This is a genomic window from Streptosporangium lutulentum, assembly GCF_030811455.1.
Lineage (GTDB): Bacteria > Actinomycetota > Actinomycetes > Streptosporangiales > Streptosporangiaceae > Streptosporangium > Streptosporangium lutulentum.
On sequence record NZ_JAUSQU010000001.1, the window covers coordinates 4,015,912 to 4,030,303 of the forward strand.

A 14,392-nucleotide genomic window follows, 5' to 3' on the forward strand; every position below is an offset into this window, starting at 1 on the left:
TCTTCTCCGTATGTATTCCCGACCCTAGACCCTTCACTATGCCCGGTGGTCGGACAGTTATGGCACCGAGGCCTTTTCGCCCGCAACGAGGGGCCCCACGACGGGCGGAACGGGCGCCGGCGAGGGCCTTCCCCGCCGCCGGGCCTTCACGAACTCCTGGACGGGGCGTTCGGCCACCCGGTACACGAGGTAGGAGAAGGCCATCGCGGCCAGCACGGTGACCGCGGCGGTCAGCCAGGGCGGCAGCGTGTCCCGCAGGGCCGGAACGATCAGGACGGCGGCCGTGGCGTGGAAGAGGTAGAGGGGGTAGGTGAGCGCCCCCAGGACGGTCAGGCCCCGCCAGCGGAGCCGGCGCAGCCCGCCGAGCGCCACCATCGCCATGAGCACGTAGAAGCCGATCACGGTGGCGGCGACGGCCCAGCCGGGCACGGGCATCGCGGCGTAGCCGACCAGCTCGATCCGCCCCTCGACCCGGTCGAGCGCCGCGCTGACCGCCAGGCCCGCGCTGATCCCGGCGACGCACCACAGGATCAGCTTGGGCCCGTACCTGGTCATCAGGAAGAAGGCCATGCCGCCGACGAAGTACGCCGCGTACTTGGGCATCACCACGAGCTCGACCCACGCGTCGTCGCTGCCCGCGAAGAACCCCGCGGCCAGCAGCCAGACGCCCATGAAGATCAGGCAGCGGTTGAACGTCACCCCGGTGAGGATCAGGATCGAGATCAGCACGTAGAAGCGGAGCTCGACCCAGAGCGACCAGTAGACGCCGTTGGCGTCGTAGACGCCGAAGGCCCGCTGGAGGAGCGTGAGGTTGACCCCGTACTCCCCGAGGCTGAGCTTGGGGTCCAGGGCCGTGGCGGCGGTCAGGCCGTAGACGGCGGCGGTGGCGCCGACGCTGATCCAGTAGGCGGGGAAGATCCGCACCAGCCGGGAGAGGGCGAACGCGCCGAGGCCGCGGCCCCAGATGCTCATCAGGATGACGAAGCCACTGATCATGAAGAACAGCTCGACGCCGAGGATGCCGAGCCCGGACAGCGTGGAGATCGCGGGGAACAGCTTCGCCGGGCGATCCCCCCACACCGAGGCGAAGGCGATGAAGTAGTGGAAGGAGAGCACCGCCATGGCGGCGACGAAGCGCAGGAGGTCGAGTTCGGTGAGACGGCCGCTTCCCCCGGCCGCACCGCGAGGCCCCGCGCCTGTCACCTGGAGGCCGGGTCGAAGTGTTCACGCACGCCACTTGGACGGCATTTCGATCAGTTGGGTTCCCTGTGGCGCCAGTTCACTTCTGTGTACTTTCGTGACGGATGCGAAAAGGGAATCGACGCCATAAAACGCCGACGGCGCGGTCCCCTCCGTCGAGGGGACCGCGCCGCCGGCGCGCTTGCTAGAGGTATTGACCGGTGTTGGCCACCGTGTCGATGGAACGGCCGGCCTCGGTGCCCTGCTTGCCCGTCACGAGGGTGCGGATGTAGACGATCCGCTCGCCCTTCTTGCCGGAGATCCGGGCCCAGTCGTCGGGGTTGGTGGTGTTGGGCAGGTCCTCGTTCTCGGAGAACTCGTCCACGCAGGCCGCCAGCAGATGCTGGATCCGCAGGCCCTTCTGCCCGGTCTCGAGGAACTGCTTGATCGCCATCTTCTTGCCGCGGTCCACGATGTTCTGGATCATGGCGCCGGAGTTGAAGTCCTTGAAGTACAGGACCTCCTTGTCACCGTTGGCGTAGGTCACCTCGAGGAAGCGGTTCTCCTCGCTCTCGGTGTACATCCGCTCGACGACCCGCTGGATCATGCCCGCGATGGTCCCCTCACGGCTGTCGCCGTGTTCGGAGAGATCTTCGGGGTGGAGCGGGAGCTCCGAGATGAGGTACTTCGAGAAGATGTCCCTGGCCGCCTCGGCGTCCGGCCGCTCAATCTTGATCTTGACGTCCAGGCGGCCGGGCCGCAGGATCGCCGGGTCGATCATGTCCTCGCGGTTGGAGGCGCCGATGACGATGACGTTCTCCAGCCCCTCGACACCGTCGATCTCGCTCAGGAGCTGGGGGACGATGGTGTTCTCGACGTCGGAGGAGACGCCCGAGCCTCGGGTCCGGAAGATCGAGTCCATCTCGTCGAAGAACACGATCACCGGGGTGCCCTCGGAGGCCTTCTCCCGAGCCCGCTGGAAGACCAGGCGGATGTGCCGCTCGGTCTCACCGACGTACTTGTTGAGAAGCTCCGGACCCTTGATGTTGAGGAAGAAGCTCTTGCCGGACTGGCCGGTCTTCTCCGCGACCTGCTTGGCCAGGGAGTTGGCGACGGCCTTGGCGATGAGCGTCTTGCCGCAACCGGGCGGACCGTACAGCAGCACGCCCTTGGGCGGGCGAAGCTTGTGCTCCCGGAAGAGGTCGGCGTGCAGGTAGGGAAGCTCGATGGCGTCCCGGATCTGCTCGATCTGCCGCATGAGGCCGCCGATCTCCTCGTAGGAGATGTCGGGCACCTCCTCCAGGACGAGCTCTTCGACCTCCGACTTGGGGATGCGCTCGTAGACGTAGCCCGAGCGCGACTCCAGAAGCAGCGAGTCTCCGGCCCGGATCGGCTGGCCCACCAGCGAGTCGGCCAGTTTCACCACCCGCTCCTCGTCGGCGTGCGAGATCACCAGCGCGCGCTGGCCGTCCTCAAGGAGTTCCTTGAGCATCACGATCTCGCCGAGTTCCTCGAACCCGAGGGCCTCGACGACGTTGAGCGCCTCGTTGAGCATGACCTCCTGGCCACGCTTCAGCGAGTCGACGTCCACCGCTGGGCTGACGTTCACTCGGAGTTTGCGGCCACCGGTGAAAACCTCCACCGTGCCGTCTTCTCTGGCTTCAAGGAACACACCGAACCCGGATGGCGGCTGCGCCAGCCGGTCCACTTCCTCCTTGAGGGCGACGATCTGGTCCCTGGCCTCCTTGAGGGTGGCCACCAGACGCTCGTTCTGGCCGGTGACGGCCGCGAGATTCGCCTGTATGTCATGGAGACGCTCTTCAAGAATCCTGGCCTGCCGGGGAGACTCCGTCAGCTTCCGACGTAACGCGGTGATCTCCTCCTGCAGGAAGGAGACCTGTGTTGTGAGGTCAGCGACCTCCCGTTCGCGCTGCGCGGCTCGAGCCTCAGCGTCGTCGCGAGCTGCCACGGCGTCACCTCCTTCCCAGTCGAGACCGACTACTTAAAACCCTACCCATCTGGGGGCTCTCGCTTACCTAGGTGAGCGGTGTTCGTATGGCTACATTAAGTGCGTGGTGATTAATCCCTTTTAGCGCGTTTAGTGCCTAGAAGCATAAGAACACGGCAATCTGTTCCCGTGGACTCCCCGGCGCACTGTCGTGGCCGAATCGTCATCATGCGGTGGTGGCCGTGGACTCCTCGCCCTGTACCCCCTTAGCCGGACGCCTGCGGCGGGGTGGCGGCGTCACCCCGTCGGCCATGCGACGAGCCGTGACGAGAAAACCGGTGTGGCCGACCATCCTGTGATCGGGCCTCACGGCAAGCCCTTCGACATGCCAGTCGCGAACCAGGGTCTCCCACGCATGGGGCTCGGTGAAACTCCCGTGATCGCGCAGAGTTTCGACGGTACGGGACAACTGGGTCGTCGTCGCCACATAACAGCAGATAACACCACCCGGCGTGAGGGCCTTGGACGCGGCGTCCACGCACTCCCAGGGAGCCAGCATGTCAAGGATGATCCGGTCGACGTCGCTCTCGTCGAGGGCGTCCACGAAGTCGCCGACCACCAGGCGCCACTGGTCCATCGGTCCGCCATAGAACTTTTCCACGTTCTTGGTGGCGACCTCGGCGAAATCCTCACGCCGTTCGTAGGAGGTGACGCTTCCCTCCGAACCCACCGCACGGAGCAGGAAGCAGGTGAGAGCCCCGGAGCCGACCCCCGCCTCCACCACGCGGGCGCCGGGGAAGATGTCGGCCATGCCGACGATCTGCGCCGAGTCCTTCGGGTAGATCACCGCCGCGCCGCGCGGCATGGAGAGCGTGTAGTCGGAGAGCAGATGCCTGAACGCGAGATACTGGGTCCCGCCGGACGAGCGCACCACCGAACCCTCGGGCTGCCCGATCAGCTCACTGTGAGGGATCCCGCCCTTGTGCGTGTGGAATACGCCGTCTTCCTTCAACGTCACCGTGTGACGCTTGTTCTTGGGGTCGGTGAGCTGAACCTGATCCCCGGCCTGAAACGGCCCATGCCTGCGAAAACCCATGCCCGCAAGGTTATCGGCGTACGGCGGCGCCCGGTTCCGGCCGGGGAACCCGGCCCACGGGAGAACCGGCCTCTCGGCGGGCACCCCGTGGTTCGTGCGGGGTGCCCGCCCTCGGCGCCTTCCGGATCAGTCGGCGCCGAACGCGGCCCTGAGCTTGGCGTAGGCGGCGTCGGTTCCCTGCAGGGCCCGGTCGATGTCGGCGTCGGTGTGGGCGGCCGACAGGAACCAGTTGTGCCAGGGGTGGAGGTAGACGCCTTCGCGCAGGCAGGCCGAGGACCAGAACATGGCCTTCTCCAGGGTGGCGTCTCCCTCGAAGGAGAGCCACGGGATCTGCACCGGACCGGTCTGGTTGACCACGAAGCCGTGCGAGGCGGCCTGGGCGGCGAGGCCCTCCCGCAGTCGGGTTCCCGCCCGCTCCATCAGGGCGACGCCGTCGATGGCGCGCAGGGTCTCGATGGTGGCCTTGGCCGCGGCCATCGGGGCGGCGTTGAACCAGAACGAGCCGGTGGAGTAGATCGTCTGAGCCGGGCCCCGCAGGGAGTCCACACCGGTGACCGCGGCGATCGGATAGCCGTTGGCCATGGCCTTGCTGAAGGCGTAGAGGTCGGGGCGGACGCCCAGGGTCTCCCAGGAGCCGCCGAGGTCGAGCCGCCAGCCGCCGCGCACGTCGTCGATGACCAGCGCGGCGCCGATCCGGTCGGCCAGGGCCCGCAGGCCGCGGGCGAACTCACCGGCGGCGAGCTCCTGGTCCTCGAAGGAGTCGTGCTTGAACGGCGTCACGATGATCGCGGCGACGTCGCCCTCGGCCTGGGCCGCGGCGGCCTCGGCGCTGGCCAGGTCGTTGTAGGTGTACTCGATCAGGTCGGCGCGCTCGTTGGGCGTGGTGCCCGACAGGCTGGGCGTGCACCAGGGGTCGGCCCCGTGGTAGGAGCCGTGGGCCATGAGCACCTTGGTGCGGCCGGTGGCGGCCCGGGCGATCATCAGGGCCTGGGTGGTGGCGTCGGTGCCGTTCTTGGAGAACATCACCCATTCGGCCTGCGGGACGGTCTCCACCATCAGCTCGGCGAGCTCCACGTAGACCGGGCCGGGGCCGTTGAGACAGTCGCCCTCGGCGAGCTGCGCGGCGACCGCGGCCTCCACGGCGGGGTGACGGTGGCCGATCACGATGGGACCCCAGGAGCACATGAGGTCGACGTACTCGCGGCCGTCGGCGTCGCGCTGGCGGCAGCCCTCGCCGCCCACGAAGAACTGCGGGTAGCCGGGGCCGTGCAGGGCCGCGTTGAGATGGCCGTACATGCCGCCGGGCACGACCTTGGCGGCCCGCTCCCGGAGATCGGCGTCGTTGAACATATGTCTCTTCCCTTCAGTCCTTGTCCCGCAGTTCCCGCACGCCGTCCAGGCCGGCGTCCGAGCCGAGGCCGCCCGCGACGCGGGCGGCCACCGCGGTGCCGAGCCGGGCGGCGCCGACGACCTCCCGGCCGTCGATCAGACCGGCGATGAACCCGGCGCAGTAGGCGTCGCCGCAGCCGGTGGTGTCCACGACCGGAACGTCGAGCGCGGGGACGCGGGTGACGCCCTCCCCGCGCCGGGCGACGAGGCTTCCCTCACCGCCCAGCGTGACCAGCACGGCCCGCGGTCCCTCGGCCAGCAGGGCGGTCGCCGCCTCCTCCACACCGGCCGCGCCGCTCATCAGGAGCGCCTGCTCCTCGTTGGGCAGGAGGTAGTCGATGTGCGGGAGGAAACTCCGTGCCCCCTGCATCAGATCCGGCATGTTGGACAGCAGGTCCATCGTGACGATCGTGCCCCCCGCCCGCGCCTCGTCCAGCAGCGCGAAGAACCCGGGGTCGTACAGACCCCAGGTCACGTCCATGCCGCCCAGATGCACGACCTTCGCGCCGAGAACGCGCTCGCGGTCCAGGTCGGCGAGGGACAGGCTCAGGTTGGCGCCGGGGACGTGGAAGGACGGGCGCCCGCCGTCGGGCCGGATGGGCAGGATCGAGGCCGAGGTCTGCTCGCCGTCCTTGCGGACGATCCCGGTCACGTCCACCCCGCGCCGCCCCATGACCATGACGAGGAAGTCCCCGAGCTCGTCGCCGCCCGCCGCTCCCATCGAGACGACGGGGACGCCCAGCGCGGCCAGGTCGACGGCCGTCCCGGCCGCGGCGCCCGCCGCGGTGATGCGGATCTGCTCCAGCAGGTGGGTGTCCTGCCCCTCCGGGATCGACTCCACGGGCCTGGCGAGCACGTCCACGATGTGCACGCCGAGGGTGACGACGGTCATAGCGAGTCCTCCTCATATCCTGAGCGGATAGTAGACGGGCGTCCGACTAAAATGTCAACGAGTCCGTCCGGGAGGGATCGAGTTGCCGAAGATCGTCAATCACAGCGAGCGCCGCGAGGAGGTCGTCGAGGCCACCCGCCGCGTCATCCTGCGCGAGGGCATCGAGGCGGCCACCACCAGGGCCATCGCCAGGGAGGCCGGCTACTCCAACGGCGTGCTCACCCACTACTTCGCCGACAAGGACGACATCATGCTGTCGGCGCTGCACCTGTCGCACCGGCACATCGTGGAGCGCCTGCGGGGCAAGCTCGCCGGTCTGACCGGCCTGGCCGCGCTGCGCGAACTCCTCCTGGACAACCTGCCGCTGGACGACGAGCGCGCCGAGGAGAGCGGGCTGGAGATCGGCTTCTGGAGCCGCAGCATGACCAGCCCTGCCCTGCACCAGGCGCAGCGCGCCGAGGCCGAAGAGCTGCGCTACCTGGTGCGCAGCCTGCTCGGCACGGCCGCCGAGGCCGGAGAGATCGCCACGGGGGAGGATCTCGACGACGTCACCGAGCGGCTGCTCGCCCTGGTCGACGGGCTGAGCGTGCACCACCTGCTCTATCCCGACCGGCTGGGCGCCGGGCGCCTGGAACGGCTGCTCGGCGCCGAACTCGACCGGCTTCAGTCCAGCAGCTCGTAGAGCCGGTCCGCCACTCCCCCGGCGGTGGGCCGCTCGGCCTCGTCGCCGAGACAGGCGTGAACGAGCCCGGACAGCTCGGGCTCCAGATCCGCGTCGACCGACGGCGGCGTGCCGTAGACCTTGCGCAGGGTCAGCAGCGGGTCGCGCGCGGGCAGCTCGCCGTAGAGGCCGGCGCCGGTCACCGTCCGGTGCAGGGTCGCGCCCAGGGACCACACGTCCCCCGCCGGGGTGGGCCTCTCTCCCTGCAGCATGGCCGGGTCGGCGAACTCCACCGACCCGACGTCCCCCATCCCCGTCACCGTCACGCCCGGCGTCAGCACCCGCGACAGGCCCAGATCGGAGAGCTTGCCGCCGAGCTCGGTGAGCAGCACGTTGCCGGGACGGATGTCACCGTGCACGATGCCCTCCTCGTGCAGCGCCTGCGCGGCGCGGGCCACGCAGGCGACGGAGCGCAGCACCCGCTCCCGCGACGGCGGCTCGGCCGGATGGGCGAGCGAGCCCTCGGGCAGATACTCCATCGAGTAGTAGAAAATCCCGCCCTGCCGGCCGGCGTCGTAGAGCCTCACCAGGTACGGCGACCGCACCGCGGCGAACGCCCTCAACTCCCCGGTGGCCCGCCGGAACGCGTCGTCCCCGGTGTCCCCCATCACCTTCACCGCGACGAGGTCCACCTCGACGGGCAGTCGTCCGGGCCGCTTCGCCAGGTAGAACTCGCCATGTTCGCCCGCTCCCAGCGACCGGACGAACTCGTAATCGGCGATGCCCTCCACCAACGGTCTCCCTCCGCGCTGCAGGACGTCCGCGCGACACTCGCGGTGACATTCCTCACACGGTAATGGCATCAATGCCATTTCCGGGGCCTTTCCTTACTTAAGGAGAGCGCGTTCCCCGTGCCTCACATAAATCCGCTTCCCCTTGATGTGGTGATCGTCCTCGCCGCCGTGCGATCGTTCGGAACCGCCCGGTCCTCTACCGGTTGCGGTGCGACTCGTAGCGCATGGTGCGGGAGACCCCGATCCGCACGGTCGTACCGGGCAGGATCGCGACCTGCTCGTTCGGCGGGATGTCGTAGAAGTTGGGGTCACCGGGCGGCTGGATCTGGGTGCCGTTGACCGAGCCCAGGTCCACCAGGTTGACGTCCCAGTTGTCCAGCGCCACCCGCAGGTGGCGGCGGGACACCGACCCGTCGGGGCTGGTGACCTTGGCCGGGCGGACCGAGCCGTCCGCGACCTCCGGAGCCCGCTCGGGGTCGCGGCCCACCAGGTAGTCGGTGTCGAGCCGGAGCGTCATGCCGTCGTCCAGGAGCAGCACTCCCAGCGGCGGGCGCGGCCCCTTGTAGGGGACGAGCGAGCGCTGCACCAGCGCGATGCCGCAGACCGCGCAGTACGGCACGCGCGGGTCGTTGAAGTGGTCGTTCTTGCAGTCGACCCCGTACACCAGCGGCCTCGACTCGGGCTCGGGGGCGGGCGCCTGGGGCTCCGGCGCGGGCGGCGGAGCGCCCGGGGTCAGCAGTTCGTACTCGAACGGCTGGTCGCGGGCGTCGACGGGGTCACCGCCCATCCCGCTCGACAGGGCGGTGTCCACGTACTCGTGCTGGATCGCCGGGGGCCCCGGGGCCGGCTCCGGCTGCGAGACCACCGGGGCGGGCTCGGAGTGCCACGCCTGGGGTGCGGCGACCTGCGGCTCCCTCGGCGGCCGCGGCGGCTCCGGGGGCTGCGGGACGGGCGGCGCGTAGGGCTCCGCGGTGCCCATCGGGTAGGGCGCGGGCCGCACCGAATCCCCCGTCTCCGCCTGCGGCGCCCGCCGCTCGGGAGCGGGGGCCGGGGCGGGAACCGCGGGCGGCGGAGGCGGTGGAGGGGTCGCGGCCACGGCCGGTTGAGCGGGCTTCCCGCGCGGCTCGGGCTCCACGTAGGGCTCGGCGCGCTGGGCGGAGGGCTTCGCCGCCTCCACCTCGGACAGGTCGCACGAGACCCCGCCGCCGACGATCACGCCCGAGTCCAGCCGGGTGAGCGGATTCACCGCCCCGGCCTCGGGCAGGCTCAGCTCCACCCGGGTCACCGGACCCGGCACCAGCCGGTCGGACCACGTGAGCGCGTCACGCCCGGCCAGCTGGACCTCGCCGGCCGCGCCGGTCACCGAGGCGAACGCGGGGCCGCTGACCAGCACGGCCACTCCCCCGCTCACCGGGCCCGCGACGGCACACGCCACCGGCTCGCCCATCATGACGGCGAGCACCTGGGCGACGCGGCGAGCGAGCGCGCGCCCGTCACCACCCGAGGTCGCGGTCTCCTTCACCGCCCCCAGCAGGTCTTCGACGACGGCCTCGGCCGCGTCACACACCAGCAGCAGGCCGCCCACATAGGCCACCAGCCCGTTGCCCGGAAGCGGACGCACCACCCCGAAACCCTGGTCGGTCACAGAACTCTCCCTCCCCGGAAACGCCATCGGATGAACGGCACACGCATAGGACCGCTCGCCACCAGCCACATGCATACCCAGACGATCGTGAAGTGCGTCCAGATGGCGGCCGACGGAACCGGATCAATGAAATCAACTGCACCGGACCGTAGCAAAAAGTACAGCACAAGACCCCCAGGCACGAGCGTCAGCAAACCGAACAGGCGCCGCAGCGTCCGGGACGCCATGACGTCGCCCGCCGCGAGGAGGGGAATGCCGCACAGGGGAATTCCGGCGGCCGCGACCGTTCGGCCGGTCCATCGGGGCGAGCCGAGCGGCTCCGGAGTCAGATCACCGGCCGCCGGCGCATGGGGGGGTGCCAATTGATCGTCCCTAAGCCACTCGGTGCGTCTCTTATAGCTACATGGCCAACCAGTTCGGTCGATCAAAACACTAGTCGCGGTGAAAGCCGAAAACGAGTGGGACAAAGGGGGCGATCGTTGTTCACCGGCCCGCTTCTCCCGGCGAGTGTCCGGTGAGACCCGCGGAAACGACGGGGTGCTTCGCTCAGACCCCGCTGAAGACCCGGTTCACGTCCGACGTCGCCAGCACCCCGAAGATCTCACCGCCGTGCTCGACGAGCAGGTATTCCCCCGCCGGGGTCTCGCGCATGGCGTCGATCAGCGGCTCCCCCTCCAGGTCGGCGGCGAGCACCAGCGACGGTTCGAGGCTGCGCGACAGCGAGCCGGCGGTCACCCAGGGGCGGCGGCTCTCGGGGGTGGCCTCCACGGCGACCTCGTTGACGATCCCGGTGGGACGGCCCTCGTGGTCCACCACGACCATCGCCCCCGCCTTGGCCTCGGCGGCCCGGCGCAGGGCCTCGGCCAGGGGAACGTCACCGGTCACCGCGATGGCCCGCCTGGCCAGGGCGCGGGCGTTCACCTTCGGGATGCGGGCGCGCACCCGGGCGCTCCGCAGGGACTGGGTGGCGCCGAACCAGATGAAGGCGGCCAGCAGCAGCGGCCAGATGAGCGTGGTCAGCTCCTGCGGCTGCCCGCTCACCAGCGCCAGCCCGATGGGGACCGTGACCAGGACGACGGCCAGCACGCGGCCTCCCCAGGCCGCGGCGACCGTTCCGGTGGTGGTGCTGCGGGTGATCTTCCAGACGCCCGCGCGCAGCATGCGCCCGCCGTCGAGCGGCAGCCCCGGCAGGAGGTTGAAGATCCCGACGATCAGGTTGGACACCCAGAGCTGCCAGCTCAGGACGCCGATGACGGAGAACGGGTCGAGGAACTGGGAGGCGACGAAACCGATCCCGGCCAGCCCGAGCGAGAGCGCGGGGCCGGAGAAGGCCACCATGAACTCCCTGCCGGGGGTCTCCGGCTCGCGCTCGATCTCCGAGACGCCTCCGAGCAGGTAGAGCGTGATGCGGCGGACCGGCAGGCCGTACATCTTGGCGACCACGCAGTGCGCCAGCTCGTGCAGGAGCACCGACACGTACAGCAGCACGGCGAAGACGAACGCGATGACGTACGTCATCGGGATGCTCAGCTGGGGCAGCCAGGAGGCCATGGTCTTCTGAAACGAGTATGTGATGAACGCCGCCACGATGAGCCAGGTGGGCGAGACGTACACCGGGATGCCGAACGGCCGTCCCATCCGCAGTCCTGGGTTGTCCCGGCGCGGGCTCTCGCTGCTCACCTCTGGCTCACCACTCCTCGCTGAACTTCCGTCTCAAGCCTCGATGCTACGCGCCATCAGGCCCTTCTCGATCGCTCCGAGACCACCTTGAGCACAAACTGTCGCCACTGTGACCTACAGTGCGGACATGCCACTGACCGAGCCCACGATCATCGGAGCCCTGTCGCCGTCCCGCGCCGGCGACTTCATGACGTGCCCGTTGCTCTACCGGTTCCGGGTGATCGACCGGCTCCCGGAGCCGCCGTCCCCCGCCGCGGTGCGAGGAACGATGGTCCATTCGGTGCTGGAGCGTCTCTACGACCTTCCCGCCGCCGCGCGCACGGTCGCCGCGGCCCAGGACCTGCTGGAGCCGCAGTGGCAGAAGCTGCTGGCCGAGGAGCCTTCCTACGGCGAGATGTTCGCCGGCGAGCGGGAGCGGGCCCAGTGGCTGGCACAGGCCCGCGCCATGCTGGAGCGCTACTTCACCCTTGAGGACCCCACCGTCCTCGAACCCGCCGAGCGGGAGCTGTACGTGGAGGCGACGCTCGCCAACGGCCTGATGCTACGCGGTTACATCGACCGCCTGGACGTCGCGCCCACCGGCGAGGTCCGCGTGGTCGACTACAAGACCGGCAGCGCCCCGGGGCCCGACTTCGAGGCCAAGGCCCTGTTCCAGATGAGGTTCTACGCGCTGGTGCTGTGGCGGCTGCACGGCTCGGTGCCCCGCCTTCTCCAGCTGATGTACCTGGGGGGCGGGGGCGAGGTGCTGCGCTACGCCCCCGACGAGGCCGATCTGCGGGCCACCGAGCGCAAGGTGCAGGCCCTCTGGGAGGCCATCGAGCGGGCGCTGGAGACCGGCGAGTGGCGTTCCAGGCGCAGCCGGCTGTGCGACTGGTGCTCCTACAAGGAGCTGTGCCCTGAGTTCGGCGGCACTCCCCCGCCCCTGCCCGAGCGGCAGCCGGGCGACACCGTGCGCAGCACCCGTCGCACCCCCCGGGCGGGCAAGGCCGACAGGGCGGCCACGGACGAGCTCTGACCTCCCGCGACGCCCTCCCCGCCTCACGCGGGGCGGGTCGTGGAGGTCGCCGGCCGTTCCGTCCTCGCCGCCCGCGAGGACCGGGTCATCCGTGGGGATGAGAGGCGATATCCCCCTGTGGCAGGGTGGCCGGGGAGGTGAGGCACCTAAATTGATTGTGTGCGCAACACCTTCGGCAGCCTGCGAGCCTGGCTTCGCGACAATCCGCTGATCTCTGACACGATCTCCGCGACGGCGCTGGCGGCCGTCGCGGTTCCCTGCGCCCGCGTTCCCTCCCTCTTCGGCGACCCCGCGGTGCTGAGGGCACCGGACGGGCTGAGCCTCACCCTGATCGTGGCCGGCTGCCTGACCCTGGCGGCGCGCCGCCGCCTGCCGTTCCTGATGCTCTTCCTGATCATCGTCGTCGACCTGACGCTGGCCTCGACGAGTCAGAGCGCCTCCCTGCTCTGGCTCGCCGCGCTGGCGATGGTCTACACGATCGCCAGCCGGCGCGGCCTGGCGCTCAGCCTGGGCGCACTGGCGCTGAGCTTCGCCGGCCACGTCCTCTCCGCCGTGACGGCCGGCGGCCTCGGCGACTGGAACTCCCACCTGCTCGTGGCCGTCCTCACCATGACCCTGTGGATCGCCGGCCGGAGCGTCCGGCTGAGCCGGGCCTACCGGGCGGAGCTGCGCGACCGCGCCAGGCGCATGGAACGCGCCCGGGAGGCCGACACCCGGGCCGCCAGGGCCGAGGAGCGCTCCCGCATCGCCCGCGAGCTGCACGACGTGGTCGCCCACCACGTGAGCGTGATGACCGTCCAGGCCTCCGCCGCGCGCCGGGTGCTGGCCACCAACCCCGACGGCGCCAGGGAGGCGCTGTCGGCGATCGAGGAGATGGGCCGGACCGCGATGGCGGAGATGCGCGACATCGTGGGCGTGCTCAGGACCGACGCGACACCCGCCGAGCGCGGCCCGCAGCCGGGAGTGCGGGAGATCCCCACCCTGGTCGACCAGATGCGTGAGGCGGGGCTGCGGACGCAGCTGTGGATCGAGGGCGAGCGGGGCCGGCTGACCCCCGGCGTCGACCTGGCCGCCTACCGGCTGGTCCAGGAGGCGCTGACCAACAGCCTGCGGCACGCGGGGCCCCAGGCACGCGCCTGGGTGACGGTACGGCACGAGCCCGGCGAGCTGGCCATCCAGATCGAGGACGACGGCCTCGGCCCGGCGGCCGGCGGCTCCGATGGGGAACAGAGCGGTCACGGTCTGGTGGGTATCCGCGAGCGTGTCGCCCTCTATGGTGGACTTCTGAGGATCGGCCCGCGCTCCGGGGGCGGATTCGAGGTCAATGCCCGGTTCCCCCTCAAGGACACGTGATGACGATCAGAGTGCTGCTGGTGGACGACCAACCCCTCCTGCGCACCGGTTTCCGCCTGATCCTGGAGGCCGAGCCGGATCTCACCGTGGTCGGGGAGGCCGGGGAGGGGAAGACCGCCCAGGACCAGGCCCGCGCTCTCCTGCCGGACGTGGTCCTGATGGACATCCGGATGCCCGGCGTGGACGGCATAGAGGCGACCCGCCGGATCGTACGGGAGGCCGCGAGCGGGGCCCACGTGCCCCGGGTGCTGGTGCTGACGACCTTCGACCTCGACGAGTACATCGTGGAGGCGCTGCGGGCCGGGGCCAGCGGGTTCCTGCTCAAGGACGTCCCCGCGGACGAGCTGGTGCAGGCCATCCGGGTGGTCGCGGCGGGAGACGCCATCGTCGCGCCGAGCGTCACCAGGCGGCTGCTGGACAGGTTCGGCGCGCACCTGCCCTCGGCCTACCAGCAGACCACCCCCGCCCGCCTGGACCGGCTGACCGAGCGCGAGATGGAGGTGCTGCGGCTGATCGCCAAGGGCATGTCCAACGCGGAGATAGCCGCCGAGCTCGTGGTGAGCGAGACGACGGTCAAGACCCATGTCGGCAACGTGCTCACCAAGCTCGGCCTGCGCGACCGCGTCCAGGCCGTGGTCCTCGCCTACGAGACCGGTCTGATCACCCCCGGCGCCATCTCCTGACGGGCGCCGCTCCCCACCGGCGGACGCCCGTCCCGTGTGCGGCGTCGAGCATGCCTC

The 14,392-nt window shown here is 70.1% G+C and carries 12 protein-coding genes; 4 read left to right on the forward strand and 8 right to left on the reverse strand.

Annotated features, from left to right (window positions below; translation table 11 throughout):
• Positions 1 to 57 precede the first annotated feature (57 nt).
• From J2853_RS17990 to J2853_RS18010, 5 genes are all read right to left on the reverse strand, one after another.
• Positions 58 to 1,203: an acyltransferase family protein gene (locus tag J2853_RS17990; protein WP_307559400.1), complete on the reverse strand. Its 1,146-nt coding sequence runs from the start codon at positions 1,201 to 1,203 to the stop codon at positions 58 to 60.
• Positions 1,204 to 1,384: 181 nt separating this feature from the next.
• Positions 1,385 to 3,148 (reverse strand): proteasome ATPase, encoded by a 1,764-nt coding sequence (arc, locus tag J2853_RS17995; protein WP_307559401.1) that lies wholly within the window; start codon positions 3,146 to 3,148, stop codon positions 1,385 to 1,387.
• Between the two features lie 205 nt (positions 3,149 to 3,353).
• Positions 3,354 to 4,223 (reverse strand): tRNA (adenine-N1)-methyltransferase, encoded by an 870-nt coding sequence (locus tag J2853_RS18000; RefSeq protein ID WP_307559403.1) that lies wholly within the window; start codon positions 4,221 to 4,223, stop codon positions 3,354 to 3,356.
• A gap of 126 nt (positions 4,224 to 4,349) precedes the next feature.
• Positions 4,350 to 5,573 carry an aminotransferase class III-fold pyridoxal phosphate-dependent enzyme gene (locus J2853_RS18005; RefSeq protein ID WP_307559404.1) on the reverse strand — a complete coding sequence of 408 codons (1,224 nt, stop codon included), beginning with the start codon at positions 5,571 to 5,573 and terminating at the stop codon, positions 4,350 to 4,352.
• A gap of 13 nt (positions 5,574 to 5,586) precedes the next feature.
• Positions 5,587 to 6,504, reverse strand: a complete 918-nt coding sequence (locus J2853_RS18010) for a carbohydrate kinase family protein (protein WP_307559406.1) — start codon at positions 6,502 to 6,504, stop codon at positions 5,587 to 5,589.
• Positions 6,505 to 6,586: 82 nt separating this feature from the next.
• On the opposite strand from J2853_RS18010, the gene J2853_RS18015 reads away from it, so the two are divergent.
• Positions 6,587 to 7,186, forward strand: a complete 600-nt coding sequence (locus J2853_RS18015; RefSeq protein WP_307559408.1) for a TetR/AcrR family transcriptional regulator — start codon at positions 6,587 to 6,589, stop codon at positions 7,184 to 7,186.
• On the opposite strand, the gene J2853_RS18020 is transcribed toward J2853_RS18015, so the two are convergent.
• The 3 genes from J2853_RS18020 to J2853_RS18030 form a co-directional block, all read right to left on the reverse strand.
• Positions 7,168 to 7,956, reverse strand: coding sequence for a serine/threonine-protein kinase (locus J2853_RS18020; protein ID WP_307559410.1), 789 nt, complete (start codon positions 7,954 to 7,956; stop codon positions 7,168 to 7,170). The two genes, J2853_RS18015 and J2853_RS18020, sit on opposite strands and share 19 nt — an antisense overlap.
• Positions 7,957 to 8,155: 199 nt before the next feature.
• A complete protein-coding gene (locus tag J2853_RS18025) occupies positions 8,156 to 9,604 on the reverse strand; it encodes an FHA domain-containing protein (RefSeq protein WP_307559412.1) in 1,449 nt (482 codons plus the stop codon).
• A gap of 546 nt (positions 9,605 to 10,150) precedes the next feature.
• The gene (locus J2853_RS18030) at positions 10,151 to 11,242 is read right to left on the reverse strand and encodes a site-2 protease family protein (RefSeq protein WP_307568715.1); all 1,092 of its coding nucleotides are present in this window, start codon (positions 11,240 to 11,242) and stop codon (positions 10,151 to 10,153) included.
• A gap of 169 nt (positions 11,243 to 11,411) precedes the next feature.
• Here J2853_RS18030 and J2853_RS18035 point away from each other — a divergent pair, with 169 nt between their 5' ends.
• The 3 genes from J2853_RS18035 to J2853_RS18045 all read left to right on the forward strand — a co-directional run bounded on the left by J2853_RS18035 (position 11,412) and on the right by J2853_RS18045 (position 14,335).
• Positions 11,412 to 12,299 carry a RecB family exonuclease gene (locus J2853_RS18035; protein WP_307559414.1) on the forward strand — a complete coding sequence of 296 codons (888 nt, stop codon included), beginning with the start codon at positions 11,412 to 11,414 and terminating at the stop codon, positions 12,297 to 12,299.
• Positions 12,300 to 12,458: 159 nt separating this feature from the next.
• Positions 12,459 to 13,652, forward strand: coding sequence for a sensor histidine kinase (locus J2853_RS18040; RefSeq protein ID WP_307559416.1), 1,194 nt, complete (start codon positions 12,459 to 12,461; stop codon positions 13,650 to 13,652).
• On the forward strand, positions 13,652 to 14,335 hold the full coding sequence (locus J2853_RS18045) for a response regulator (protein WP_307559418.1): 684 nt from the start codon (positions 13,652 to 13,654) through the stop codon (positions 14,333 to 14,335). The genes J2853_RS18040 and J2853_RS18045 overlap by 1 nt, the downstream gene beginning before the upstream one ends.
• Positions 14,336 to 14,392: the final 57 nt, after the last annotated feature.

Excerpts from the sequence above, each read along its gene's own strand:
- J2853_RS18010 (WP_307559406.1), bottom strand. The coding sequence starts at position 6,504 with ATGACCGTCGTCACCCTCGGCGTGCACATCGTGGACGTGCTCGCCAGG.
- J2853_RS18000 (WP_307559403.1), bottom strand. The coding sequence starts at position 4,223 with ATGGGTTTTCGCAGGCATGGGCCGTTTCAGGCCGGGGATCAGGTTCAG.
- J2853_RS18035 (WP_307559414.1), top strand. The coding sequence starts at position 11,412 with ATGCCACTGACCGAGCCCACGATCATCGGAGCCCTGTCGCCGTCCCGC.
- J2853_RS18030 (WP_307568715.1), bottom strand. The coding sequence starts at position 11,242 with ATGGGACGGCCGTTCGGCATCCCGGTGTACGTCTCGCCCACCTGGCTC.
- J2853_RS18005 (WP_307559404.1), bottom strand. The coding sequence starts at position 5,573 with ATGTTCAACGACGCCGATCTCCGGGAGCGGGCCGCCAAGGTCGTGCCC.
- J2853_RS18045 (WP_307559418.1), top strand. The coding sequence starts at position 13,652 with ATGACGATCAGAGTGCTGCTGGTGGACGACCAACCCCTCCTGCGCACC.